The sequence below is a fragment of the Arminella tubonensis genome (genome assembly GCF_003240585.1).
Classification (GTDB): domain Bacteria; phylum Pseudomonadota; class Alphaproteobacteria; order Rhizobiales; family Rhizobiaceae; genus Rhizobium; species Rhizobium tubonense.
The window spans coordinates 1-26,031 of the sequence record NZ_PCDP01000080.1; the positions used below are offsets into that span (position 1 = coordinate 1).

Genomic DNA, 26,031 nt, shown 5'->3' on the forward strand with positions numbered 1-26,031 from the left:
CTTGGCTTCTTCAACGGTGATGACGCCTTCGTTGCCGACTTTCTGCATGGCTTCAGCGATATAAGCGCCGATTTCTTTTTCGCCGTTTGCAGAGATCGTGCCGACCTGGGCAACTTCTTCAGACGTGTTGATCTTCTTGGCCTTGCTGACGAGGTCCTTGACGACTTCGGCAACAGCGAGGTCGATGCCGCGCTTCAGGTCCATCGGGTTCATGCCGGCGGCAACTGCCTTGGCGCCTTCGCGAACGATCGCCTGGGCGAGAACCGTAGCAGTCGTGGTGCCGTCGCCGGCGATGTCGTTGGTCTTCGAAGCAACTTCGCGGACCATCTGCGCGCCCATGTTTTCGAACTTGTCTTCGAGTTCGATTTCCTTGGCGACGGAAACGCCGTCCTTGGTGATGCGCGGAGCGCCGAAGGACTTGTCGATGATGACGTTACGGCCCTTAGGACCAAGCGTTACCTTGACAGCATCGGCGAGGATGTCGACGCCGCGCAGCATCTTTTCGCGCGCGGTACGGCCAAATTTAATCTCTTTAGCAGCCATGTGAGAAAACTCCCGGGCTCATTGCCCATTGGTTGTCATGAATTTGGGTGAGGGTGTACGGCTGGATCAGCCGATAACGCCCATGATGTCGGCTTCCTTCATGATGAGAAGGTCTTCGCCGTCGAGCTTGACTTCGGTGCCCGACCACTTGCCGAACAGAATACGGTCGCCAGCCTTGACATCCAGCGGAATAACCTTGCCGCTATCGTCGCGAGCGCCGGTGCCGACAGCAACGATTTCGCCTTCCTGCGGCTTTTCCTTGGCGGTATCAGGAATGATGATGCCACCCTTGGTCTTTGCTTCAGACTCGACGCGACGTACGACGACGCGGTCGTGGAGCGGACGGAAGTTGGTGCTTGCCATTGTCTAATCCCTCGATCAAATGACATTCACGGATCGACGCGGATCCGTATGGGGTGATGTTAGCACTCAGCCTCGGCGAGTGCTAGCGGCCTGCATTTAGGGATGGGCAAGGGCTGAGTCAAGAAACCTATCGCGAAATTTTGTGCCGGAATTATGAAGGTTGCGGGTATACGGCATTTCGCCGGGGCCCGAGCGTGGAAATAACCTGATGTGGCACACCCCCGGATCAGCAAAAACCTCCATCGCCGCTCTTGTAATATGGCGGCCGGTTTGCGATGTGACCCACAACGTCTTTTGACCGGAACGGGGTATGAATGGGCAAGCGCATCGACAGTTTTCGCGAGATCAGCAAGGACTACGACGTCGTGCTCTGCGATGTCTGGGGCGTGGTGCACAACGGCGTCGTCGCCTACGATGAAGCCGCCTCCGCCCTGGAACAGGCGCGCGGCGACGGCCTGACCGTCGTTCTTATCACCAATTCGCCTCGTCCATCGCCAGCCGTCATCGATCAGCTGCGCACGATCGGGGTTTCGGACGCCGCCTACGACCGTATCGTCACCTCGGGCGACGTCACGCGCGACCTGATCGCGGTGGGACCGAAGAAAATCTTTCTGCTCGGCCCGGATCGTGACATGACGCTCTTCGACGGCCTCGGCACCGAGCGTGTGGGGGAGAACGAGGCGGAGGTCATCGTCTGCACCGGCTTTTTCGACGACGAGACCGAGACGCCTGACGACTACCGCGACATGCTCACTGCATTTTCCGCCCGTAAGATCCCGATGATCTGCGCCAATCCGGATCTCGTGGTCGAGCGTGGTCACCGCATGATCCCTTGCGCCGGCGCCATGGCCGCGCTTTACCGGCGCCTCGGCGGCGAGACTTCGATCGCCGGCAAGCCGCATACACCGATTTATGACGCTGCTATCGCGGCCGCTCGCAAGCAGCGCGGCGAAGTCGCCCTTGATCGCGTCATTGCCATCGGCGACGGCATGCCGACCGACGTGCGAGGCGCTCTCGATTACGGCCTCGACCTGCTTTATATCAGCCACGGCATCCACGCCGGCGAATATGTCGTCGACGGCAACACCGACGAGACGGCGCTGAGCGCATTTCTCCAGCGCGAACAGGCCTCGCCCAAGTGGTGGATGCCGCGCCTTGTCTGAGGAGATTGCTGATAGATGACTGTTTTCCACCGCAACGAAACCCGAGAACCGCTGCCCGAGACATTGAAGGGCGGCGTCATCGCCATCGGCAATTTCGACGGCGTCCATCGCGGCCATCAGTCCGTCCTGAGACGGGCGCTGGAAATCGCGGAAAGCCGCGGCGTACCGGCACTCGTGCTGACCTTCGAGCCACATCCGCGCACGGTGTTCCGGCCCGATACGCCTGTCTTCCGCCTGACGCCCGCGCCGTTGAAGGCGCGTATCCTCGAAGCCATCGGCTTCAATGCCGTCATCGAATATCCCTTCGACCGTGAATTCTCGCAGCGTTCCGCCGATGAATTCGTGCATTCGATCCTGATCGACTGGCTTGGCGCCTCCGAGGTCGTGACTGGTTTCGATTTCCATTTCGGCCACGGTCGCGAAGGCGGCCCGGCATTCCTGATGAACGCCGGCAGCCACAACGGCTTCGGCGTGACCCTGATCGACGCCTATCGCGATGAGAATACCGAGGTCGTCTCCTCCAGCCGCATCCGCAGTCTTCTCGTCGACGGCGAGGTGGCCGAGGCTGCCGGTCTCCTCGGCTATCGCTACACGGTCGAGGCTGAAGTCATCGACGGCGAGAAGCTCGGCCGGTCGCTCGGTTTTCCGACCGCCAACATGCAACTGCCGCCGGAAGCGGAACTAAAGGCCGGCATCTATGCGGTCCGCTTCCGCACCGCCGACGGAAAAATCTACGACGCAGTCGCCAGCTACGGCCGCAGGCCAACCGTGACCGAGAACGGTGCGCCTCTGCTCGAGACCTATTTGTTTGATTTCAATGGCAATCTCTATGGCCAGACCTGCTCGGTCTCGTTTTTTAGTTATCTCCGGCCGGAGTTGAAATTCGACGGCCTGGAACCACTGATCGCCCAGATGCGCAACGACGAGGCGGAGGCGAGGGCGCTTCTGTCGGGCGTGCAGCCTATTAGCGAACTCGACCGCATCCTCTGCGCGTAATGCGGCGGTGCACAATCGAATTGTGTGACTTGTCGGCAAAAGCGCTTGCGCAGCCGGGCTGAGGCTTTAAGCCTGACGTAGAGTAAGACGCGCGACCGCTGCGTCGAAACTTATCGAAAGGCATGCTCATCATGGATAAACGCTTTGGGACGGCGGCTTGCTGGCTGCTGATCATTCCATATATCGGGCTCCTCTGGGTGCCCTTCTACAACAGGCACGACCCCGTACTTCTCGGATTTCCGTTCTTCTACTGGTATCAGCTCCTATGGGTACCGATCACCGCAGTCCTCACCTGGATCGCCTATCGGAGCATGAAAAATGACGACTGAGATCAACGGCACGGCGCTCGCCGTCTTCATATTCTTCTTCGCGCTCGTAACCGTCTTGGGCTTCATCGCCGCACGCTGGCGCAAGCCGGCAACGCTTGCCCACATCGACGAATGGGGCCTCGGCGGCCGCAGCTTCGGCACCTGGATCACCTGGTTCCTGGTCGGCGGCGACTTCTACACCGCCTACACAGTCATCGCAGTCCCGGCGCTGGTCTATGCCGTCGGCGCATACGGGTTCTTCGCGTTGCCCTATACGATCGTCGTCTATCCCTTCGTCTTCATGGTCATGCCGGTTCTCTGGAAACGCGCGAGAGACAATGGCTATGTGACCGCGGGGGACGTCGTCCATGGCCAATACGGTTCGCGCGGCCTCGAGCTTGCCGTCGCCGTCACCGGCGTCCTCGCCACCATGCCCTACATCGCCCTGCAGCTCGTCGGCATGACCGTCGTTCTGAAGGCGCTCGGCCTCCACGGCGAACTGCCGCTCGCCATCGCCTTCATCGTTCTCGCAGTCTACACATACTCCTCCGGCCTCAGGGCTCCCGCGCTCATCGCCTTCGTCAAGGACATCATGATCTACATCGTGGTGATCGTCGCGGTGGCGGCAATCCCGATGAAGCTCGGCGGCTACGCCAACGTCTTTGCCGCGGCTGACGCCGATTTCCAGGCAAAGGGCGCCGGCAATCTCCTGCTCGGAGGCAACCAATACGTCGCCTATGCAAGCCTCGCGCTCGGCTCGGCTCTCGCAGCCTTCATGTATCCCCACACGCTGACCGGTATCTTTGCCGCAAACAGCGGCACGACGATCCGCAAGAACGCGGTGCTGCTCCCGGCCTATACCCTGCTCCTCGGTCTCCTGGCTCTGCTCGGCTACATGGCACATGCCGCCAAGTTGACGGTAGAAAGCCCGAACGACGTGGTGCCGGCGCTCTTCCAGTCGCTGTTTCCGAGCTGGTTCGTCGGTTTCGCATTCGCGGCGATCGCCATCGGTGCACTGGTGCCGGCAGCCGTCATGAGCATCGGTGCCGCCAATCTTTTCACGCGTAATTTCTGGAAGGCTTACGTCAACCCTCAGGTGACGGACGCGGGCGAGGCGAAGGTGGCAAAGATCACGTCCCTGATCGTCAAGATCGGCGCCCTGCTCGTCATCCTCTTCCTGCCGACGCAGTTCGCCCTCGACCTGCAGCTCCTTGGCGGCATCTGGATACTCCAGACGCTTCCGGCTCTGGTCTTCGGGCTGTTCACCAACTGGTTCCGTGCTCCCGGCCTGCTTGCCGGCTGGTTCGTCGGCTTCTTCGGAGGAACATACCTTGTCTGGCTGCAGGGCCTGAAGCCGCTCATCGCCATCAGCCTCGGCGGCGCGCCGTTCACCGTCTACATCGGCATCCTGGCTTTGCTCGCCAATATCGCGGTGGCGGCGGCGGTGAACCTGGTGACACGGTCCCGCGAGGCGGCGCTGGCTTGAGGCTTCAATGCTGGAGCCGCGGGTTAGTCCCGCGGCACCAGCAGTTTTTCAGAGCTTGCCGTCGAAGCCGGCGTCTTTCAAAATCGCGTTAGCGGTATGCCGACTTTGCAGGTTGCGCGGCACCAGCAGCATTTTTTTGGTCGATGGCGATTGCCATTTCTCGTGAGAACCCTTTGCGTTCTTGAGATATTCAAACCCGAGTTCCGATAACTTTTCACAGACCAGCTTATAACCTTAGGCCACCTACGCCGCCACCGCTGCAAGGGAGGGCCTCTGCCAAAGTATTGCTGGAATGAGATTCTTTAGTGGTGTTTCTGCCAGGTCCGGGAGAGATATATGGTTCGCAACGATAAGTTCGATTGCGCTATCAAATATGATCTCCTCGAATTCCTCGATATTGCTGGTCTCGATGTGCAGACCTTTAATGTCGCTCTCGGAGTAAAAGACCTTCGCGTCGTCGTCCCAAAGCGCTCGGACGTAAAAGGTGCGTTTGACCATGTTCAAAGTTCCGTTGCAAAACCCGGCGCTCGAAAGACGCCCCCACCAATATATATCATCGGGACCGCTTCACAATGTCCGAGTACGAGACTGAGTGCTGCCAAATTCCCCTTCCTTTTCACCCAAAAAACGCTTATGAACCGCCGGCGATGACCCAATTTCGGCTGTCTATAGCGATACGAATTATTGGCCCGGCCTTCTGAGCGCAGTGAGCTGCTGGAAGGTCCGGGTTTTTGGCGCTTGCATGAAGCGCCGCTCCGCCACCGAAAATTCCCGATTGGATGCGCCCGCCTGGGCCGCAAGAGACGATTGTCAGCACAATGACCGACACTGCCGAAAAGATCGACTATTCGAAGACGCTTTACCTGCCCGAAACCGAATTTCCGATGCGCGCCGGCTTGCCGCAGAAGGAACCGGAAATGGTTGCCCGCTGGCAGCAGATGGGCCTCTACAAGAAGCTCCGCGCTTCCGCCGCCGGGCGCGAGAAATTCGTGCTGCATGACGGCCCTCCCTATGCCAACGGCAACATCCATATCGGCCACGCGCTCAATAAGATCCTCAAGGACGTCATCAACCGTTCGTTCCAGATGCGAGGCTTCGACGCCAACTACGTTCCCGGCTGGGATTGCCACGGCCTTCCGATCGAATGGAAGATCGAGGAAAAATACCGCGAGAAAGGCAAGAACAAGGACGAGGTCCCGGTCAACGAATTCCGTAGGGAATGCCGCGATTTCGCCGCCTCCTGGATCAAGATCCAGTCCGAGGAGTTCAAGCGCCTGGGCATCGAGGGCGACTTCGACAACCCATACACGACGATGGCCTTCCACGCCGAAGCTCGCATCGCCGGCGAACTCCTGAAGATCGCCAAATCCGGCCAGCTCTACCGTGGCTCCAAGCCCATCATGTGGTCCGTCGTCGAACGCACGGCGCTGGCGGAGGCTGAGGTCGAGTATCATGATGTCGAGAGCGACGCGATCTGGGTGAAGTTTCCGGTTGTTGAGGTCAAATACGACCGATATCCGCTTCCCGAGCAAACCTTCAACTATGACGAAATCAGTGAAGGCGATGTCCGCCGTCGTGTTGATGAGGACGTGGCCGGCCAAGCACTAGTCGGCGCCTCCGTCGTCATCTGGACGACCACCCCCTGGACCATCCCGGGCAACCGCGCGATCGCCTATTCGTCGCGTGTGTCCTATGGCCTCTACGAAGTCACCGCGGCTGAAAATGATTTCGGCCCGCGCCCCGGCGAAAAATTGATCTTTGCCGACAAGCTTGCCGAGGAATGCTTTGCCAAGGCCAAGCTGGAATTCAAGCGCCGTCGCGACGTCACGGAGGAGCAGCTCGCAGCCATCACCTGCGCCCACCCGCTGGCCTCGCTCGGCTATGACTTCAAAGTTCCGCTCCTCGACGGCGACCACGTCACCGACGATGCCGGCACCGGTTTTGTCCACACGGCTCCCGGCCACGGCCGCGAGGACTTTGACGCGTGGACAGCGGAGGCCCGCAATCTCGAAGCCCGCGGCATCTCTTCGAAAATCCCCTTCACCGTCGACGACGCCGGTTTCTACACCCTTGACGCCCCCGGCTTCGGCCCGGATCGCGCCGAAGGCGCTGGCCGCGTCATGGACGACAACGGCAAGAAGGGCAACGCCAATGACCTCGTCATCAAGGCGCTGATCGCGACCAACACGCTCTTCGCCCGCGGCAGGCTGAAGCATTCCTATCCGCATTCCTGGCGCTCGAAGAAGCCGGTCATCTTCCGCAACACGCCGCAATGGTTCGTCTATATGGACAAGGACCTCGGGGTTGCGGCGATCTCCCCCCTTGTGGGGGAGATGTCACCGAAGGTGACAGAGGGGGGTAATCCCTCCGCAAATTCCGTGCCCGCGATGCCCCCCTCTGTCGGCCGGGCCGACATCTCCCCCACAGGTGGGGAGATCAACCCGGGGCGTCCAGACACCCTCCGCAATCGCGCCCTGAGCGCCATCGACGAAACCCGCTTCGTCCCCGCCGCCGGGCAGAACCGCCTGCGCGCCATGATCGAGCAGCGCCCGGACTGGGTACTCTCGCGCCAGCGCGCCTGGGGCGTGCCGATCGCCATCTTTGCCGACGAGCACGGCAAGGTGCTGATCGACGACGCCGTCAACGCCCGCATCCTGGAAGCCTTCGAAAAGGAAGGCGCCGACGCCTGGTTTGCCGAAGGCGCCAAGCAGCGCTTCCTCGGCAATGACCACGACCATGCCAAGTGGAAGCAGGTCATGGACATCCTCGACGTCTGGTTCGACTCGGGCTCGACCCATACCTTCACGCTGGAAGACCGGCCGGACCTGAAATGGCCTGCCGACGTCTATCTTGAAGGCTCCGACCAGCATCGCGGCTGGTTCCACTCGTCGCTGCTCGAAAGCTGCGCGACGCGCGGCCGTGCGCCCTACAACGCCGTCGTCACCCATGGCTTCACCATGGATGAGAAGGGCGAGAAGATGTCGAAGTCGAAGGGCAACGTCGTCGCTCCACAGGACGTCATGAAGGATGCCGGCGCCGATATCCTGCGCCTCTGGGTCATGACCACGGACTATTGGGAAGACCAGCGGCTTGGCAAGGCGATCATCCAGACCAATATCGATGCCTACCGCAAGCTCCGCAACACCATCCGCTGGATGCTGGGCACGCTGGCACACGACACCGGCGAGGTCATCGCCCTTGCCGACATGCCGGAGATGGAGCAGCTGATGCTGCACCGGCTGTCCGAACTCGACCAGATCGTGCGCGAAGGCTATGACGCCTTTGAATTCAAGAAGATCGCCCGTGCGCTCATCGATTTCTCCAATGTCGAGCTTTCGGCGTTCTATTTCGATGTGCGCAAGGACGCGCTCTATTGCGATGCGCCTTCGAGCCTGCGCCGCCGCGCAAGCCTTGCCGTCATCCGCCAGATCTTCGATTGCATGGTGACCTGGCTGGCGCCGATGCTGCCTTTCACATCGGAGGAAGCCTGGCTGTCGCGCAATCCATCCGCCATCTCGGTGCATCTCGAACAGTTCCCCGCCGTCTCGGCAGAGTGGAAAAACGAGGCACTGGCCGAGAAATGGCGGAAGATTCGCGAAGTCCGCAAGGTGGTGACCGGCGCGCTTGAAATCGAGCGCAAGGACAAGCGCATCGGTTCGTCGCTCGAGGCAGCACCCGTGGTATATGTCGCCGATCCCGAATTGCTGAAGGCGCTGGAAGGCGAGGATTTCTCGGAAATCTGCATCACCTCGGCAATCACGATCGAGGCGAGCGAAGGCCCCGCGGATGCGTTCCGTCTGCCAGAGGTGGCGAGCGTCAGCGTCGTTCCGAAGCTTGCGGAGGGCACCAAATGCGCCCGTTCCTGGCGGATCACGACCGACGTCGGTTCCGATCCCGCCTATCCCGATGTTTCGGCCCGAGATGCCCAGGCGTTGCGTGAACTTGCGGCTATTCGCTGAAGAAAATTGCCGGATGAATTGCGTTAAATCAGTTCATCCGGTAAAAGCTGCCTGAAATTGGCCGGATTTTTGCGCCACTGGCGTAACCTCGGCGATGGGATCGAGCGCTCCGGCATGGCTGGGAAGGGTTTTCATGATAGCGATGCATAAGGTTCGTGTAGGCGTCAGCTTGGCTGCGCTGGTGGCATGCTGCGGGATCATGTCCGGCTGCATGAGCAGCCCGACCTACGGCACCGGCAAGACGTCGGGCGAACAGCTGTTCGACGATATCACCGACATCGCCTCGATCTCGGCCATGACACCGAAGGATAAGGGCGTAACCTATCCGGCACGTCCGGGTCTTGTCGTGCCCGGCGCCAACGACCGCGAAAATCTGGCGCAGCCGCAGCAGTCGCTCGCCAGCAAGGACAATCCGCAGTGGGTCGAGTCTCCCGAGGATGCGCGCAAGCGTCTCGCTGACGAGGCTGAGGAAAACAAGCACAACGTCAATTACCGGTCGCCCTTGGCCGCCGCCGACAGTGGCCGGAACCGCGTATCGGACGCCGAGCAGACCGCCGCCTATCGTGCGGCCCGCCAGGATCAGCAAGGCACCTATAACGAGCGTCGCTACCTGGTCGATCCGCCGCAGGCCTACCGCCAGGTTTCCGACCCCGCAGCCCTGAACGATCTCGGTACCCCGGAATCGAAGAAGGAAAAGAAGCGGAAGAAGGATGCGGAGGCCGCTCAGCAGTCCAGCACCTGGTGGAAGCCCTGGCAGTAAGCGGGTAGTCCCTCAGCCTTCCGTTCGTTTCATCTGAAAGAACGTCGTCAAGAGATTGGCGGCGTCTTTCTCCGCAATCCCTGAATAGACTTCCGGCGCATGATGACAGGTCGGCTGGCCGTAGAACCGGACGCCGTTGTCGACCGCGCCGCCTTTCGGATCTTCCGCGCCATAATAGAGCCTCCGGATACGAGCAAACGAGATCGCCGCCGCACACATGGTGCACGGTTCGAGCGTCACGTAGAGATCGGCGCCGGTAAGCCGCTCCTGTCCAAGTGCTTCGCAAGCCATACGGATCGCGGCGATTTCGGCATGGGCCGTGACGTCGTTGAGCTCGCGGGTGCGATTGCCCGCCTTTCCGACAACCACATTGTCGAGCACGACGACAGCGCCGATCGGCACCTCATCCCGGGCTCCGGCTGCCTGCGCCTCGGCCAGCGCCAGCTCCATGAAGTGTTTTGTCTTCGTCATCCAAGATTTTTCCACTTAACCGCAGCGGCGTGACCTGATAGGACACGCCAAAGGCCATTTTGGTCTAAAAATTCAGGCAAACAGCAAATGACATTCAATGACAAGCCCAGGCGACCTGGGTCCAAGCCCTTTGTTCGCGACAAGCAAACGAAACCGCGGGCGAAAAGCGCGGAAGCCAAGCCGGTAAGAGCCGCCTCCGAAAGGCCAGCCGCCACATTCGCAGAGGGTGCGGAGCGCATCTCCAAGGTGATGGCACGCGCAGGTGTTGCCTCCCGTCGCGACATCGAGCGGATGATTACCGAAGGCCGCGTCAAGCTCAACGGTGTCATCCTCGACAGTCCCGTCGTCAACGTCATGCTGACCGACAAGATCGAAGTCGATGGCGTGCCGATCCGCGGCATCGAGCGCACCCGCCTCTGGCTCTATCACAAGCCCGCCGGCCTGGTGACGACGAATTCCGATCCGGAAGGCCGCGCGACCGTCTTCGACAACCTGCCGGACGAGTTGCCGCGTGTCATGTCGATCGGCCGGCTGGATATCAACACCGAAGGCCTGCTGCTTTTGACCAATGACGGCGGTCTTGCCCGCGTGCTCGAATTGCCGACCACCGGCTGGCTGCGCCGCTACCGCGTCCGCGCCCACGGCGAGATCACGCAGGAAGCGCTGGACAAGCTGAAGGAAGGCATCGCCGTCGAAGGCGTGCTTTACGGCTCCATCGAAGCGACGCTCGACCGCACCCAGGGGTCCAACGTCTGGATCACCATGGGCCTGCGCGAAGGCAAGAACCGCGAGATCAAGAACGTGCTCGGCGCCATGGGCCTCGAGGTCAACCGCCTGATCCGCATTTCCTACGGCCCGTTCCAGCTCGGTGAATTGCCGGAGAGCGACGTTGTCGAAGTCCGGGGCCGCACGCTCCGCGACCAGCTCGGCCCGCGCCTCGTCGAAGATGCCAAGGCGAATTTCGATGCGCCGATCTACAACGCACCGGCCTTGGCCGGTGAGGACGATGACGATGATGTCAGGCCAGAGCGCGCTCCGCAGCGCGACGAGTGGGCCAAGCGCGAAAAGCCCGGCGACAAGCGCGAGCGTGCGCTCGGCCGCCTCGATACAAAGCGCGAAGAGCGCAGTGACGGTCGTAAGGATGGCCCACGCAAGGAAGGTGGCCGCAAGGACGACGACCGGCCGAAGCGGGCTCCCTTGAGCACGCCGCGCCGCAGCGCCAACGTCTGGATGGCGCCCGGCGCCCGTCCGCTCGGTGAGAAAGCCGCCATCAAGGCTGCCAAGACCCTCGAAAAATACGGTCCTTCGACAAGAGGCCCGCGCGAACGTCCGGGTTCGGATCGACCCGACACCGGCCCGCGCGTCCGCGTCAATCGTGTCGACGATGCCGAGGGCGAATGGATCCGCGCCAGCGACGTTTCCGACGAAAAGCCACAGGGCTTCGGCCGCAAGCGCTCCGAAGGCGATCGTCCCCGGGGTGAACGCCCGCAGGGGGATCGTCCCCGAGGCGACCGTCCGCGCGGCGATAAGCCCGCGGGTGACCGTCCGGCTCGTTCGTTCTCGGATCGTCCACGCAGTGATCGCCCCCAGGGCGACCGTCCTCGAGGCGAACGCCCGCAAGGCGATCGTCCCTACGGTGACAAACCACGCGGTGCTGGCAGGCCTCGCGCCGAGGGCGAAGATCGTCCCCGCGCCAAGCCATTCAGAGCCGAAAGCCGTTCCGCCGACGCTCCGCGTGGCGAACGCACCTTTGGTGATCGTCCCCGAGGCGAACGCCCGCAGGGAGATCGTCCGCGCGGCGAGCGCCCACAGAGCGATCGTCCGGCCCGTCCATACTCCGCACGCCCCCAAGGCGATAAGCCTTTCGGCGGGGAGCGGAGGCCTCGTGCCGAGGGCGAAGATCGTCCGCGCGCAAGAGCATTCGACGGCGAGCAGCGTTCCGAGCGTCCGAGAGGCGCGAAACCATCGGGTGAACGGTCCTACGGCGACAAGCCGGCTGGCGCCAAGCCCGGCGGCAGGCCTGCTGGCAAATCCTTCGGCGGCAAGCCTGCCGGCAAGGGCTTTTCCGGCAAGCCACGGGGCGAAGGCGCCCCACGCAGCGGTGGTGGCGGACGCCCGACCGGTGGTGCGCCACGCGGCGGTCCGAGGGGCAAAAGGGGTTAGCGCGCAGTGCGAATAGTCGGCGGTGAGTTTCGCGGTCGGTCTCTAGCCGTGCCCAAGTCCAACGCCATCCGGCCGACGGCGGACCGGACGCGCGAGAGCTTGTTCAATATTCTGAGCCACGCCTATCCAGAGGCGATCGACGGCACCCGGATGATGGATATCTTCGCCGGCACCGGCGCTGTTGGTCTTGAGGGTGCCTCGCGCGGTTGCCGTCATGTGCTCTTCATCGAAAGCAGCGTCGAAGGCCGTGGCCTGCTTTGGGAAAATATCGATGCTCTCGGCCTGCACGGCCGCGCGCGGATTCTCCGGCGCGACGCGACCGATCTTGGCAGTGTCGGCAATCTCGAGCCGTTCCAGCTCCTTTTCGCCGATCCGCCCTATGGCGAGGGACTGGGAGAAAAGGCGTTCGCGGCCGCGGCCGATGGTGGATGGCTGGTGCCGGGTGCACTGGCAATCCTCGAGGAGCGCGCCGACGTGGTCGTCGACCTGCCTCCGGCCTATCTATTCCTCGAAGTTCGGACATTCGGCGACAGCAAGATGCACTTCTATCGCTATCAGCCGGTTTGAGCCGATGATGGCCGGGAGGGGATAGAATGGTCGATGGCGTGGAACCGGCTGAAGTTATCCCTGAAGCGACCGCAAGCGGCCCGTCCGTGGCGGTCGCGTTCGGCGGCGGCGGGGCTCGCGGCCTGTCGCATATCCACATCATCGAGGCGCTGGACGAACTCGGCATCCGGCCTGTCGCGATCGGAGGCTCGTCGATTGGCGCGATCATGGGTGCCGGAATGGCCGCCGGAATGACCGGAGCCGAGATCCGCGATTACGCACTGGCAAGCGTCGGAAACAAGACCGCCGTCGCCAACATGATCTGGAGCCTGAGGCCAGCCTCGATGCGCGGCTTCAAGCTCGGCCAGTTCAATCTCGAGCGCGTGCTTCGAACCTTCCTGCCGCCTGAGATACCGGAGGACTTCTCCGGCCTGCAGATACCGCTGAAGGTGACGACCACCGATTATTACGGACAGTCGGAAGTGGTCATCGAGGACGGCGATCTCGTCGAGGCGCTTGCGGCCTCCTCGGCCATCCCCGCGGTGTTCATGCCGGTCAGAATGCACGGCCGGGTCATGATCGACGGCGGCATCATCAATCCCGTTCCCTACGAACATCTGATGGACCTTGCCGACATCGTCATCGGCGTCGATGTCGTTGGCGCGCCCGATGGCGACGGCACCCATATGCCGAACCGGATGGAGAGCCTGTTCGGCTCCGGCCAGCTGATGATGCAGACGGCGATCGCCCTGAAACTCAGGCTTCAGGCGCCGCATATCTTCCTCTGCCCGCCGGTCGGGCGCATCGGTGTCATGGATTTCCTGAAGGCCCGCGACATCCTCGCAATGTCCGCCGGCGTCAAGGACGAGCTGAAATTCGCCCTGGACGCCGCCATTTCCGCACGTAGCTAAACCCGCGCCGGCTCCTCCTGCGCGGGCGCCGAAAGTCCGTCGCTGGCGTCGAACGTCTCCATCTGGCGCTTCGGCTTGACCAAAGGCTCGGGCCTGACGGGCTTGGAAAACAGCATGTCCCGCCCGGCAGTGATGCCCTCCGTCGCCTGCAGTACCAGCCGTTGCTCGTCGCGCCTGCGGATGTCTTCCTGGATCGCAAAGGCATCGGCCTCGCCGACACCGAGCGCTTCCAGCGTCATGCGACCGAAGAGCAGGCCGGATTCCAGCGTTTCGCGGAGCTCGTAGTCGACGCCGCGGTTTCGAAGCGCGATCGAGTGGATGCGGTCGTAGCTGCGAACGAAGATGCGGGCATGCGGATAGTCCGTCTGCACCAGTTCCACCACATGGTCGGTGATCTCCTGCTTGTGCGTGCAGACAACGACGATCTTTGCCCGGTCGATGCCGGCGGATCGCAGCACGTCCTTGCGGGTGCCGTCGCCGAAATAGATCCGGAAACCGAAGTTCGACGCCTGGCGGATGCGGTCGGCGGAATAGTCGATGACGGTCACCTCGCGACCCCCGGCGAGCAGGATCTGCGCCGCGATCTGGCCGAAACGTGAAAAGCCGACCATCAGGACATCGGCGCCCGCACCCTCGAAATCCTCGTCCAGCTCCTCATGCTTCTCGGCCGTCAGAAAGCGCTTCGAGAGCGCGACACCGAGCGGCGTCAGCGCCATCGACAGCGTGACGATTGCGATCAGCAGCGACGCGGTGCTGTTTGAGAGAAGCCCGCCGGTCGCACTCGCCGTGCTGAACAGCACGAAGCCGAATTCACCGCCCTGCGGCAACAGGAAGGCGATGCGGACGGCATCATTGTGCGAGGAGCCCGAGATGCGGCAGATGCCGAATATGATCAGCCCCTTGACCACCATGACGACGGGAACGGCAAGGATGATGAACAATACGTTCTGGTAGATCACTTCCAGCTGCAGCGACAGGCCGACCGCGATGAAGAAGATCGCGAGCAATATCCCGCGGAAAGGCTCGATATCGGCCTCCAGTTCATGGCGGTAGGAGGATTCCGCCAGCATGACGCCGGATAGAAAGGCGCCCATCGCCATCGAGAGCCCGGCCATCTGCATCAGCGTCGCCGACCCCAACACGACGAAAAGTGCCGCCGCGATCATCGCTTCGCGGGCGCCTGTACGAGCGATGACCTGGAAAAGCGGCGTCAGCAGATAGCGGCCGGCAACGATCATCGCCGCGACGGCACCCACGGCGATGGCAAGGTCCGGCAGCGGGTTTGCCGTTTCCTTCGGCCCGTTCAGCACGGTGAGCAGCGCCAGCAGAGGCACGATCGCCAGGTCCTGGAACAGCAGCATCGAGAATGCGCGCTGGCCATAGCGCGTGTTGACGTCGCCCTGTTCCTCGAGAATCTGCATCGAGAAGGCGGTGGAAGACAATGCCAGGCCAAAGCCGGCAACGATGCTGCCGCGCCAGTCGGTGACCCCGCTGAGATAGGCAACGGCCGTAAGAGCCAGCCCGCTCAGGACCACCTGGGCCGAGCCCAGCCCGAAAATATCGCGCCGCATCTGCCAAAGTCGCGAGGGTTTCAATTCCAGCCCGATGATGAACAGCAGGAAAACGACGCCAAGCTCCGCGACGCCGAGCACGGCTTCGCCGTCGCCGATGCCGTGCAGAACCGGGCCGATCACCACGCCGGCGGCCAGATATCCGAGCACGGTCCCGAGCCCCAGCTTCTTGAAGATCGGGGCGGTGACGACCGCGCCGCCAAGAAGCAGCAGCGTTTCCGTGAAGAAGGCGTTGGGCGCTGACATCGTCTGTTTCTTTCCATGGGAAGGCAGTGCATATGGGCATAGGTCAAGAATCGACATCCTCGGCCTTGATGCTTTCGATAGTGCACAATAAATGGAACGCGAAGGAAAGGCCAAATCATGTCCTCTGAAATCGATTCCGCGACGCTTCTTTCCCGTGCCTCCCAATTGATCGATCTTGCGCGCAAGGCTGGCGCCGATGCGGCCGACGCCGTCGTCGTGCGCTCCCGCTCGCAATCGGTCAGCGTTCGCCTCGGCAAGGTGGAAGGCACGGAGTCTTCCGAGAGCGATGATTTTTCCCTCCGCGTCTTTGTCGGAAACAGGGTGGCGAGCGTCTCGGCCAATCCGGGTTTCGACCTGACCGTTCTGGCCGAACGGGCTGTGGCGATGGCCAAGGTCTCGCCGGAAGATCCCTATGCGTGCCTCGCCGACGAGGCCAATCTGGCGCGCAGTCATCCCGATCTCGACCTTTTCGACCCGACCGAAGTCTCCGCCGATCAATTGCGCGAAGCCGCCCTGGCCATGGAAGAGGCGGCACTTGCAGTGCCTGGCGTCAGCAATTCGTCCGGGTCCGGAGCGTCCGCCGGCATGGGCGGTCTCGTGCTCGTCACCTCGCACGGGTTCGAGGGCAGCTATATGGGCTCGCGTTTCGGCCGCTCGGTCAGCGTCATCGCTGGCGAGGGTACGGGCATGGAGCGCGACTATGATTTCGACAGCCGCCTCTATTTCGCCGATCTCGACGCATCGGAAGATATCGGCCGCCGGGCCGGCGAGCGCGTCGTCAAACGCGTCAATCCGCGCCAGGTTCCAACCGGCCGGGACCTGACGGTCGTTTTCGATCCGCGTGTTTCCAGGGGCTTTGCCGGTCATATCGCCGGCGCCATCAACGGTGCTTCGGTCGCCCGCAAGTCCAGCTTCCTGCGCGACAAGATGGGCCAGCAGGTGCTCAAATCCGGCCTGTCGATCACCGACGATCCGCTGATCGTCCGCGGCTCCGCCTCGCGCCCGTTCGATGGCGAAGGCGTTGCCGGAGAACGGCTGGTGATGATCGAGGACGGCGTGTTGAAGCACTGGTTCCTGTCCACCTCGACCGGTCGCGAGATCGGCATGCCGACCAACGGCCGCGGCGTGCGTGGCGGCACGACCGTAACACCGGGCTCGACCAATCTGGCACTGGAGCCGGGAGATATTTCGCCCGAGGACCTGATCCGCGATGTCGGCAACGGCTTTTACGTCACGGAGGTGATCGGGCAGGGCGTCAATATGATCACCGGCGAATACAGCCGCGGTGCCACCGGTTTCTGGATTGAAAACGGCGAGCTCACCTTTGCCGTTTCGGAAGTGACGATCGCGTCCAACCTCAAGGACATGTTCATGCGCGTCACCCCGGCAAACGACATCGACCGCACATTCGGAACGGCCGCACCGACGATCGCCATCGAGGGAATGACCCTGGCCGGGCTCTGATCCGGAGACTGGATTTGACTATGAGCGACATCGAAAAGGCCCGCTGGCAGAGCGATCTCGACCTGATCGCCGATGCGGCGCAGCAGGCCGGCACGGTTGCCCTCAGCTTCTTTCGCCAGTCGCCCGAAGTCTGGTGGAAGAACGAAGGCCGCTCACCCGTCAGCGCAGCCGACTTCGCGGCCAACGAGAAGCTGGCGTCGATCCTCATGTCCGCGCGACCCGACTACGGCTGGCTTTCCGAGGAAACCGACGACGATCCGGCGCGACTCGACTGCGAGACGGTATTCGTGGTCGACCCGATCGATGGCACGCGTGGATTTCTCGCCGGCATGGAAACCTGGTGCGTCAGCGTCGCGGTGGTGACGAACGGGCGCCCGGTTGCAGGCGTGCTCTATGCGCCGGCGCTGGAGGAATTGTTCCTGGCGGGAGCGGAAGGCCCGGCGCTGAAGAACGGCAAGGAGATCGCGGTTTCCAACGCTGGCGAACATGCTGTCCAGCGACTGGCCACAGGGGAAGACATGCTGACCGGCTTCGAGCCCGGTTTCCGCAAGACCGTCGAGAGGGTCAAGCATGTGCCGTCGCTTGCCTATCGGCTGGCCATGGTCGCTGACGGGCGCCTGGAAGGGACGTTGGTCAAGCGCGACAGCCACGACTGGGATCTGGCAGCCGCCGACCTCATCCTGAGCCAAGCCGGCGGCGCCCTCGTCGATCTCTCCGGCGATCTCCTGGTTTACAACAAGGCCAGCGTCAGCCACGGCGAGCTCTGCGGTGCCGCCGTGGCGCATATGCCGACGTTTTTGCACCAGCTCTCCCACCGACGAGACAGTTGACCTTTTGGTCAAAATCCCTCAGATGAAAGCCCGAGGGGAGAGACTTGAGAAAGAGACTGATATGACTGATCCCAGCGGTAACAAGCAGCTTTTGCACCTCGTATTCGGCGGTGAGCTCGAGAGCCTCGACGAAATCGAATTTCGCGACCTGAAGGACCTCGATATCGTCGGCATCTATCCCGATTATGCGAGCGCGCTCACGGTCTGGAAAGCCAAGGCGCAGCAGACCGTTGACAACGCCCATATGCGTTATTTCATCGTGCACATGCATCGCTTGCTCGACCCGCAGAACAAATCGGCCCTAAAAGGCTGACTTTTGCCTCATTGATGTCAGAAATAGCCATCGGGACAGGCGTCACTCTTCGCCGTCCGCCCGTTCTGTTCCGTGCTGTTTCAAACGCATGCTTGAGCGAAGAATTCGGGCTTCTGATCGCAACAAAAATTGGGACTTGGCTTAGATGACGATCACTAGGGATCGGAGGCAATCGAGATGAGCAGCCTGAGGGCCCGCTTCGCTTTGAGTGCCTACCGGTTGGGTGGCATTGCGATCTATCCGTTGATCAGCCCCTATCTGACCTTTCGTGCGGCCAAGGGCAAGGAAGATCGCGCCCGGCGTATGGAACGCTTCGGTTACGCCAGCGCCAACCGCCCGCAGGGACCGCTAGTCTGGATCCATGCCGCAAGCGTCGGCGAGACCACGGCGGTCATTCCGCTGATCCGCGAAATTCGCCGCCGCGACATCCATGTGTTATTGACGACGGGAACGACCACCTCGGCCAAGCTGGCATACACCCGCCTCGGCGACGAGGCGATCCATCAATACGTTCCGCTCGACCTCAAGCCGGCCATCGGCCGCTTCCTCGAATATTGGCAGCCGGATTGCGCCATCGTAGCAGAATCCGAAATCTGGCCGGTGACGATCCTCGAACTCCGGCAACGGCATATCCCGCAGATCCTGGTCAATGCCCGCATGTCCGACCGGTCCTTCGCCCGCTGGCAGCGCCGCCCCTCGCTTTCGGAAGCACTGTTCGGGAGCCTGGCATTGGTTGTCGCCCAGTCCGATCTCGATGCCGAGCGGTTCCGCGACCTTGGCGCCCTGCAGGTGGTGAAATCAGGCAATCTCAAGGTCGATACCGACGCGCCGCCCTATGACGCCGCCGTTTTTGCCCGCTACATGAAAGAGATCGGCGATCGGAAGACCTGGGCAGCCATCTCGACGTTCGACGGCGAAGAAGATGCCGCCGCGGTTGTCCACAAGATGCTGAAGGAACGCAGCAGCCAGCTCACCATCATCGTCCCGCGCCATCCCGAGCGCTGCGACGAGATCGAGGCGAAGCTCGTGGCGCAGGGGCTGAAGGTCGCGCGCCGCACCCGCGATGACGTATTGACACCAGACGTCGATATATTCCTCGGCGATACGATCGGCGAAATGGGCCTCTATCTCCGGATGACGGAAGTCGCCTTCGTCGGTCGTTCGCTGTTCGAGCACAAGGGCGGCCAGAATCCGCTCGAGCCGGCCATGCTCGGATGCGCGATCCTTTCCGGTGCCCACGTGCAGAATTTCCGCGATGCCTATCAGCGCCTGGCGCGGGGCGGTAGCGCCCGGCTGGTCCGCGACACCGAGATGCTAGCCAAGGGCGTCTATTATCTGCTGACGAACGACGACGTTCGTAGCAAGACGATCGAGGCAGGCTTTGCCGCCGTGCACGAAATGCGTGGCGCATTGGCGACGACGATCAAGGGCCTCGAGCCCTATATCAATCCGCTGACGGTGAAGGCGCGGCTCTTGCCGAAAACGGCCGCCCAGGCCTGATAGGCGAACACGGACAAGAAGGTACATGCAATGGCGGCGGATAAGCTGGACAAGATAGCGGGCATCCTGTTCGACAAGGACGGAACCCTGCTCGACTATGATGCCAGCTGGCTGCCAGTGAACCGCGAGCTTGCCAGCATTGCAGCCCGTGGCGACGAGGCGCTTGCCGATCGGCTGCTTGCGGCCTGCGGGATGGATCCCGCTACGGGTCATATCGTGCCCGACAGCCTGCTCGCCGCCGGCAACACCCGCCAGATTTCGCAAGGCCTGATCGCCGCCGGCTCGACCATGGACCTCGGCGAACTGACGACGCGGCTCGATGCGCTTTTCTCTCATGCTGCCGACCTCTCGGTACCGGTGACCGACCTTGCCGGCTTCTTCCGCCGCCTGCACGAAAGAGGATACAAGCTCGGCGTCGCCTCCAGCGACAACGAGCGCTCGATCCGCCATATCGCCGCGCGCTTCGGCTTCATCGATTATGTCGATTATATCGCCGGCTACGACAGTGGCTTCGGCACCAAGCCGGAGCCGGGCATGGTGCTGGGTTTCTGCGAGGCGACCGGTCTGCGCCCGGAGCAGGTCGCGGTGGTCGGCGACAACAATCACGACTTGCACATGGGCCACAATGCCGGCGTCGGGTTGAAGGTCGCGGTGCTGACAGGAACAGGCTCGCGCGAGTCCTTGATGGCGGCTTCCGACTATTGCCTCAACGACATCACCGAGCTCGAAGGCCTGTTGCCTTCGCTTCAGCCGGCCTGATCCGCTAAACTCTTGCTTTTTCTGCCGATATGTCCTTGTCTGTCCGCGCTGGCTGACGCGGAAGGGGTCTCGTCTGCAGCAGACTGACGATCGGGCGGGAACAATAACTGATGGTATCGGAAGCACCGCCTTTCTGGTGGACAAGGCCCGATTGGCGCGCCTGGGGTCTCTGGCCTTTTTCCTTCGTCTACGGCCGCATTGCCGGCTACCGCATGGCGCATGCGCGCCGGGCCTCCGTGCCGGTACCGGTGATATGCATCGGCAACTTCACCGTCGGCGGCGCTGGCAAGACGCCGACAGCCCTGACAATTGCCCGCGCCGCAAAGCAAAAAGGCCTGAAGCCCGGCTTCCTCAGTCGCGGCTACGGCGGTTCCCTCGATGTCACGACTGTGGTCGACCCGGCCCATCATCACGCGACGGCCGTCGGCGACGAACCGCTGCTGCTGGCCCGCGAGGCACTGACGGTGATCTCGCGCCGCCGCGTCGAGGGTGCACGACGGCTCGTCAAGGAGGGTGCCGACCTCATTATCATGGACGATGGTTTCCAGAGCGCGCGACTGGAGCTCGACTATGCGCTGGTTGTCATCGACACGATGCGCGGCACGGGAAATGGCCATATGGTGCCCGGCGGCCCTGTTCGTGCGCCGATCCGCGAACAGCTGCGCCAGGCCTCGGCGCTGCTGAAGGTCGGCAACGGCAACGCCGCAGACGCCATCGTCCGTCTCGCGGCAAGGGCCGGCAAACCGTTCTTCACGTCTTCGCTGAAAGTCCGGGGGCAGGCGGATCTGGCCGGCCAGAAAGTCCTCGCCTTCGCCGGCATTGCCGATCCGCAGAAATTCTTTCGCACAGTAGAGCAGCTCGGCGCCACCATCGCCGTTCACCGGCCCTTCGGCGACCACCAGCACCTGAGCGAAGACGAGATCGTCGAGATGCTTGAGGCCGCCGACCGCGACGGGCTCGAAATCGCCACGACATCGAAGGATTTCGTCCGACTGGTCGGCCACCACGGCCGGGCCGAGGAGCTGTTGCGCCGCTGCCGCGTCATCGAGGTAGACATGACCTTCACAGATCATCGTGCCCCGTACCTGATCATAGACCGCGCCATCGCCACGTGCCGCGAACGGCGGCTCAAAGAGGGTCGAAAGACGAGCTGAGGTCTTGCTGCAGCGAACGCCCGGTTGACGATGGACGTTGTTGAAATCCCTATTGCAATCCAAGGTAAAGCTGGCTCATAGTGTCGACAGGATTCATCCAGCACTCTCTTGCCGGAGCGAGGTGCGGGAAAAACCGGGTTTCGTAACGTCGTCGGGGGGCAGCGAATGCGGAATAATTCCTATCGACGGCTGCACTTTTCTTTATTTGTTATTTGCGCGGCAGTCGTTTCGGCATGCGATGGCAAGAACAATGCCTACGTGCCCCCGCCCCCACCGAAGGTTCATGTCGCCCTGCCTCTGCAGCAACCGGTGACGAAATATTTCGAGCTGACCGGCAACACCGCTGCCATCAATTCGGTCGATATCGAAGCCCGCGTCCAGGGCTTCCTGGAAACGATCGATTATCAGGACGGCATGCCTGTCACCAAGGGCACCCAGCTTTTCGGCATTCAGAGCGACACCTATCAGGCGCAGCTCGACCAGGCCAAGGCAACCCTCGCGTCACAACAGGCCTCCCAGGTCGGCGCGCAGCAGGAATACCTGCGACAGCTCAACCTCAACAAGCAGCAGGTCTCGACACAGACCGCGCTGGACAGCGCCAAGGCGACGCTGGACCAGGCCAACGCGGCGATCCTGAACGCAAAGGCGAGCGTCGATCTTGCGGCCATCAACCTCGGCTATACCAAGGTGCTCGCGCCATTCGACGGCATCGTCACCAGCCATCTCGTCGATGTCGGCGCGCTGGTGGGTGTCTCAGGCCCGACGATGCTTGCAACCATCGTTCAGATGGATCCGCTCTACGCCAATTTCAGCGTCAGCGAAGCGCAGGTGCTGACGATCAAGGAGGGGCTGGCGAAGCAGGGACGGACGATGAAGCAGACCGACCTTCCTAACATCCCGGTCGAGATCGGGCTGCAGGGCGAGGACGGCTATCCGCACAAGGGCCACCTCGACTATGTCTCGCCGCAGATAGACGCGGCGACCGGAACGCTCTCGGTGCGCGGCATATTCGACAACAAGGATCGCGCCATGCTGCCGGGCCTGTTCGTCAGGGTCCGCGTGCCTGTCGGGCATCTGGACAAGGCATTGCTCGTCCGTGACGATGCGATCGGCTCCAATCAGCTGGGCAGCTACGTGCTGGTCCTCGGCAAGGACGATGTTGTCGAGCAGAAAGTGGTGAAGACAGGCCAGCGCCAGGGCCAGCTCCGCGTCATCGAATCCGGGCTGGACGCGGGTGACTGGGTCGTCACCGAGGGCATCCAGCAGGCGATCCCCGGCAGTAAGGTCGAGCCCGAAAAGGTGGCGATGGATGCCTCCGGCGCGACCGCAACGGGAGATGCCGCGCCAAAATCGAGCACGCCATGATCTCGCGCTTCTTCATCGAGCGGCCGGTGCTGGCCAATGTTCTTGCACTCGTCATCGTCCTGATCGGCGCCGTGGCGCTGTTCCAGTTGCCCGTCGCGCAATATCCGAACGTGGTCCCGCCGACCGTACAGGTGACGACCCGCTATCCCGGTGCCAGCGCCAAGACCCTGATCGATACAGTCGCCCTGCTGATCGAGCAGCAGGTCAACGGCGTGCAGGACATGCTCTACATGCAGTCGACCAGCGCCAGCGACGGGACTTATTCGCTGATTGTGACCTTTGCGATCGGCACCGATGCCGACCAGGCGCAGGTCCTGGTGCAGAACCGCGTTGCCATCGCCATGTCTTCGCTGCCGGAAGCCGTGCAGGTCCAGGGCGTCACCACGCAGAAGAAATCGACGGCGATTCTCGGGTTTGTCAGCCTGAGCTCGCCAGATGGCCGGTACGACAGTCTGTTCTTGTCGAATTACGCAGTCATCAATCTGCAGAACGAGCTGGCGCGCCTCCCGGGCGTCGGCAATGTCAACGTGTTCGGGGCCGGTCAGTACGCAATGCGCATCTGGATGGACCCGGATCTGTTGCAGGCCCGCGGGCTGACGCCTCAGGACGTCATCAATGTTGTCCAGCAGCAGAGCCAGGAGGTTCCGGCCGGTCAGCTGGGAATTCCGCCGGCGCCCAAGGGCCAGAATTTTCAGTACACGCTCAACGTCAACGGCCGTCTCAACGACGCACCTGACTATGAGGATATCATCGTCAAGGTCGACCAGCAGAACGGCGGACGGGTGACGCGGGTCCGTGATATCGGCCACGTCGAGCTCGGCGCCCAGACCTACAGCCAGTCCTTCATGCAAAATGGCCATCCGGCCGCCGGTATCGGCATTTCTCAGCTGCCCGAGGCGAATGCGATCTCCGTTGCCGAAGCGGTCACCACCAAGATGGTCGAGCTTTCGAAGAGCTTCCCGCCGGGCCTTGTCTATCAGATCCCCTTCGACACGACGAAATTCGTCAAGGCTTCGATCGACGAGGTCTATGTCACGCTGATCGAAGCCGGTGTCCTGGTGCTGGTGGTAATCCTCGTCTTTCTCCAGGATTGGCGCGCCATGCTGGTGCCGGCGACGACAGTGCCTGTCACGATCATCGGTGCCTTCGCCGCCATGGCGGCGCTCGACTTTACCGTCAATCTCTCGACGCTGTTTGCCATCGTTCTGGCAATCGGCATCGTCGTCGACGACGCGATCGTCATCGTCGAGGGTGTCGCGCGCCACATCGAGGAAGGTCTGAGCGGCAGGGAGGCGGCCGAGAAGGCGATGGACGAACTTTTCGGCCCGGTCATCGGTATCACGCTGGTGCTGATGGCGGTGTTCGTTCCGGCTGCCTTTCTTCCGGGCTTGACGGGCCAGCTTTACCGGCAGTTCGCGCTCGTCATCGCCGCAACCGCATTGATCAGCGCGATCAATGCGATGACGTTGAAGCCGACGCAATGCGCGCTGTGGCTGCGCAAGCCCGTGCCGCTGGAGAAACGCAATTTCTTCTATCGTGGCTTCAACAGGATCTACGATTCCGCCGAGCGCCGATACGCAGGCGTCATCGCAGGAATGGTTCACCACAGCGCCATTGCCGTCGTCGTGGCGCTGGCCCTGATCGCGGTTGCCGTGTGGGGCCTGACACGACTGCCGACCGCCTTTCTCCCCGTCGAGGATCAGGGTTATGTCCTGATTGCCGCGCAGCTGCCGGACGCGGCCTCCAAGGAGCGAACGGATGCGGTCATGCAGCAGATCAGCAAGATCGCCGAGCAAACGCCGGGCGTCGACCAGGTGCTGACCATCAGCGGCATTTCGGTCCTCGACAATAGCGCCAGCCTGCCGAATGCCGGTGTCGCCTACGTCGTCCTCAAGGATTGGGGCGTGCGCGGCAAGGCGAAGGGCCAGGATCTGCTGTCGATCTACGAGCACCTCAATGGCGCCCTGACAAACGTGCTGCAGGCGAGAACCCAGGTGATCGTCCCGCCGCCGATCCAGGGCATCGGCAATGCCAACGGCTTCACCATGCAGGTGGAAATCAAAAGCGGCAATTTCGACTATCCGCTGCTGCAGAGCCTTGCCGACACACTGGTCAAGAACGGCAACGCCCAGTCTTCGCTTCAGAGGCTGAACACGACCTTCCGGGCCGATGTCCCGCAGCTTTCGGTCGCGGTCGATCGCGTCAAGGCCGAGACGCTGGGTATCACCGTCGGGCAGGTCTTCTCGGCGCTGTCGGGATATGTCGGATCCAGCTACGTCACCCAGTTTAACAAATTCGGGCGGACTTTCCAGGTCTATGTCCAGGCATCGTCCGGCTTTCGGGTCGGGCCCGACGACATCCGCAATCTCAAGGTCAAGGCCGGCAACGGCACGATGGTGCCGCTCGGAACAGTGACGGATATCACCAGCGTCCAAGGCCCGTCCCTCATCAGCCTCTACAACCTCTATCCCACGGCGACCATCGTCGGGGGAGCGGCCACCGGCTTCAGTTCGGGCCAGTCTCTCGACGTCATGGAGCAGCTCGCCAGCCAGACCCTGCCGCCGGGTACGGGTTTCGAATGGACGGCGCTGTCCTATCAGGAAAAGGTGGTGGGCGGGCAGATCTACTTTGTCTTCGCGCTGGCCATGCTACTGGTCTACTTCGTGCTTGCCGGCCAGTATGAGAGCTGGCTGCTGCCGCTCGCGGTCATCCTCGCCGTGCCGCTTGCCCTTCTCGGAACGGTCGGTGCGCTCACGGCACTTGGCGTCGCGAACAATCTCTACACCCAGATCGGTCTCATCCTGCTGATCGCGCTCGCCTCGAAGAATGCCATCCTGATTGTCGAATATGCGAGGGAGAAGCGAGCGGGGGGCATGGAGATATTGGAGGCCGCCGTAGAGGCGGCCCGTCTGCGCTTGAGGCCGATCCTGATGACGTCATTCGCCTTCATCCTGGGTGTCCTGCCGCTGGTTCTCGCTTCGGGCGCCGGCGCATCGGCGCGCAAGTCGATCGGCATCTCGGTATTCAGCGGCATGATCGCCTCGACCTGCCTTGCCGTGCTGTTCGTGCCGTCCTTCTACGTCGTGCTGCAGCGTCTCGCCGAGCGCCGAACGCGGCGCAGCAGCGATGCTGTTCTACAGCCTGAATGATGGCGCAAAAC

At 62.2% G+C, this 26,031-nt stretch carries 23 protein-coding genes; 17 read left to right on the forward strand and 6 right to left on the reverse strand.

Features of this window, described 5'->3' with window-relative positions; genetic code table 11:
* Together CPY51_RS30735 and groES are read right to left on the reverse strand one after the other, a co-directional pair.
* Positions 1-543: TCP-1/cpn60 chaperonin family protein (locus tag CPY51_RS30735; protein WP_275540506.1), on the reverse strand; the 543-nt coding region annotated here is incomplete at its 3' end.
* A 66-nt stretch (positions 544-609) separates the two neighbouring features.
* Complete coding sequence (gene groES / locus CPY51_RS30740; protein WP_111164153.1) at positions 610-906, reverse strand: co-chaperone GroES; 297 nt, start codon at positions 904-906, stop codon at positions 610-612.
* Positions 907-1,220: 314 nt separating this feature from the next.
* On the opposite strand from groES, the gene CPY51_RS30745 reads away from it, so the two are divergent.
* From CPY51_RS30745 to mctP, 4 genes are all read left to right on the forward strand, one after another.
* The gene (locus CPY51_RS30745) at positions 1,221-2,069 is read left to right on the forward strand and encodes a TIGR01459 family HAD-type hydrolase (protein WP_111164154.1); all 849 of its coding nucleotides are present in this window, start codon (positions 1,221-1,223) and stop codon (positions 2,067-2,069) included.
* A gap of 15 nt (positions 2,070-2,084) precedes the next feature.
* Positions 2,085-3,065 (forward strand): bifunctional riboflavin kinase/FAD synthetase, encoded by a 981-nt coding sequence (locus CPY51_RS30750; protein WP_111164155.1) that lies wholly within the window; start codon positions 2,085-2,087, stop codon positions 3,063-3,065.
* Between the two features lie 131 nt (positions 3,066-3,196).
* On the forward strand, positions 3,197-3,394 hold the full coding sequence (locus CPY51_RS30755) for a DUF3311 domain-containing protein (RefSeq protein ID WP_111164211.1): 198 nt from the start codon (positions 3,197-3,199) through the stop codon (positions 3,392-3,394).
* On the forward strand, positions 3,384-4,859 hold the full coding sequence (gene mctP / locus CPY51_RS30760; RefSeq protein WP_111164156.1) for a monocarboxylate uptake permease MctP: 1,476 nt from the start codon (positions 3,384-3,386) through the stop codon (positions 4,857-4,859). Before CPY51_RS30755 ends, mctP begins: the two co-directional genes overlap by 11 nt.
* A gap of 48 nt (positions 4,860-4,907) precedes the next feature.
* On the opposite strand, the gene CPY51_RS30765 is transcribed toward mctP, so the two are convergent.
* Positions 4,908-5,084 carry a type II toxin-antitoxin system HicA family toxin gene (locus CPY51_RS30765; protein ID WP_111164157.1) on the reverse strand — a complete coding sequence of 59 codons (177 nt, stop codon included), beginning with the start codon at positions 5,082-5,084 and terminating at the stop codon, positions 4,908-4,910.
* 18 nt (positions 5,085-5,102) lie between these two features.
* Positions 5,103-5,357 carry a DUF1902 domain-containing protein gene (locus CPY51_RS30770; RefSeq protein ID WP_111164158.1) on the reverse strand — a complete coding sequence of 85 codons (255 nt, stop codon included), beginning with the start codon at positions 5,355-5,357 and terminating at the stop codon, positions 5,103-5,105.
* A gap of 419 nt (positions 5,358-5,776) precedes the next feature.
* Between CPY51_RS30770 and ileS the strand changes: the two genes are divergently transcribed.
* Entirely contained in the window at positions 5,777-8,818 is a 3,042-nt protein-coding gene (ileS, locus tag CPY51_RS30775) for an isoleucine--tRNA ligase (protein WP_420820770.1), read from the forward strand.
* Between the two features lie 133 nt (positions 8,819-8,951).
* Positions 8,952-9,578, forward strand: coding sequence for a hypothetical protein (locus tag CPY51_RS30780; protein WP_111164159.1), 627 nt, complete (start codon positions 8,952-8,954; stop codon positions 9,576-9,578).
* A 12-nt stretch (positions 9,579-9,590) separates the two neighbouring features.
* Here the strand turns inward: CPY51_RS30780 and CPY51_RS30785 are convergent, their stop codons facing one another.
* Positions 9,591-10,049: a nucleoside deaminase gene (locus CPY51_RS30785; protein WP_111164160.1), complete on the reverse strand. Its 459-nt coding sequence runs from the start codon at positions 10,047-10,049 to the stop codon at positions 9,591-9,593.
* 87 nt (positions 10,050-10,136) lie between these two features.
* On the opposite strand from CPY51_RS30785, the gene CPY51_RS30790 reads away from it, so the two are divergent.
* The 3 genes from CPY51_RS30790 to CPY51_RS30800 are packed head-to-tail and all read left to right on the forward strand — an operon-like array spanning position 10,137 to position 13,669.
* Complete coding sequence (locus CPY51_RS30790; RefSeq protein ID WP_111164161.1) at positions 10,137-12,212, forward strand: pseudouridine synthase; 2,076 nt, start codon at positions 10,137-10,139, stop codon at positions 12,210-12,212.
* A 6-nt stretch (positions 12,213-12,218) separates the two neighbouring features.
* The gene (gene rsmD, locus CPY51_RS30795) at positions 12,219-12,779 is read left to right on the forward strand and encodes a 16S rRNA (guanine(966)-N(2))-methyltransferase RsmD (protein WP_111164162.1); all 561 of its coding nucleotides are present in this window, start codon (positions 12,219-12,221) and stop codon (positions 12,777-12,779) included.
* Between the two features lie 38 nt (positions 12,780-12,817).
* Positions 12,818-13,669: a patatin-like phospholipase family protein gene (locus tag CPY51_RS30800; RefSeq protein WP_420820771.1), complete on the forward strand. Its 852-nt coding sequence runs from the start codon at positions 12,818-12,820 to the stop codon at positions 13,667-13,669.
* On the opposite strand, the gene CPY51_RS30805 is transcribed toward CPY51_RS30800, so the two are convergent.
* Positions 13,666-15,486, reverse strand: coding sequence for a monovalent cation:proton antiporter-2 (CPA2) family protein (locus CPY51_RS30805; RefSeq protein WP_111164164.1), 1,821 nt, complete (start codon positions 15,484-15,486; stop codon positions 13,666-13,668). The two genes, CPY51_RS30800 and CPY51_RS30805, sit on opposite strands and share 4 nt — an antisense overlap.
* A 117-nt stretch (positions 15,487-15,603) precedes the next feature.
* On the opposite strand from CPY51_RS30805, the gene CPY51_RS30810 reads away from it, so the two are divergent.
* The 8 genes from CPY51_RS30810 (at position 15,604) to CPY51_RS30845 (ending at position 26,020) form a co-directional block, all read left to right on the forward strand.
* Positions 15,604-16,950, forward strand: a complete 1,347-nt coding sequence (locus tag CPY51_RS30810; protein ID WP_111164165.1) for a TldD/PmbA family protein — start codon at positions 15,604-15,606, stop codon at positions 16,948-16,950.
* A gap of 20 nt (positions 16,951-16,970) precedes the next feature.
* Positions 16,971-17,780, forward strand: coding sequence for a 3'(2'),5'-bisphosphate nucleotidase CysQ (locus tag CPY51_RS30815; protein ID WP_111164166.1), 810 nt, complete (start codon positions 16,971-16,973; stop codon positions 17,778-17,780).
* Positions 17,781-17,841: 61 nt separating this feature from the next.
* Positions 17,842-18,093 (forward strand): DUF4170 domain-containing protein, encoded by a 252-nt coding sequence (locus CPY51_RS30820; RefSeq protein WP_111164167.1) that lies wholly within the window; start codon positions 17,842-17,844, stop codon positions 18,091-18,093.
* Positions 18,094-18,270: 177 nt separating this feature from the next.
* On the forward strand, positions 18,271-19,593 hold the full coding sequence (waaA, locus tag CPY51_RS30825; RefSeq protein WP_111164168.1) for a lipid IV(A) 3-deoxy-D-manno-octulosonic acid transferase: 1,323 nt from the start codon (positions 18,271-18,273) through the stop codon (positions 19,591-19,593).
* Positions 19,594-19,623: 30 nt separating this feature from the next.
* Positions 19,624-20,352: an HAD family hydrolase gene (locus tag CPY51_RS30830; protein ID WP_111164169.1), complete on the forward strand. Its 729-nt coding sequence runs from the start codon at positions 19,624-19,626 to the stop codon at positions 20,350-20,352.
* Between the two features lie 110 nt (positions 20,353-20,462).
* A complete protein-coding gene (gene lpxK / locus CPY51_RS30835; RefSeq protein ID WP_111164170.1) occupies positions 20,463-21,506 on the forward strand; it encodes a tetraacyldisaccharide 4'-kinase in 1,044 nt (347 codons plus the stop codon).
* A gap of 165 nt (positions 21,507-21,671) precedes the next feature.
* A complete protein-coding gene (locus tag CPY51_RS30840) occupies positions 21,672-22,871 on the forward strand; it encodes an efflux RND transporter periplasmic adaptor subunit (RefSeq protein ID WP_111164171.1) in 1,200 nt (399 codons plus the stop codon).
* A complete protein-coding gene (locus tag CPY51_RS30845) occupies positions 22,868-26,020 on the forward strand; it encodes an efflux RND transporter permease subunit (protein WP_111164172.1) in 3,153 nt (1,050 codons plus the stop codon). The genes CPY51_RS30840 and CPY51_RS30845 overlap by 4 nt, the downstream gene beginning before the upstream one ends.
* Positions 26,021-26,031: the final 11 nt, after the last annotated feature.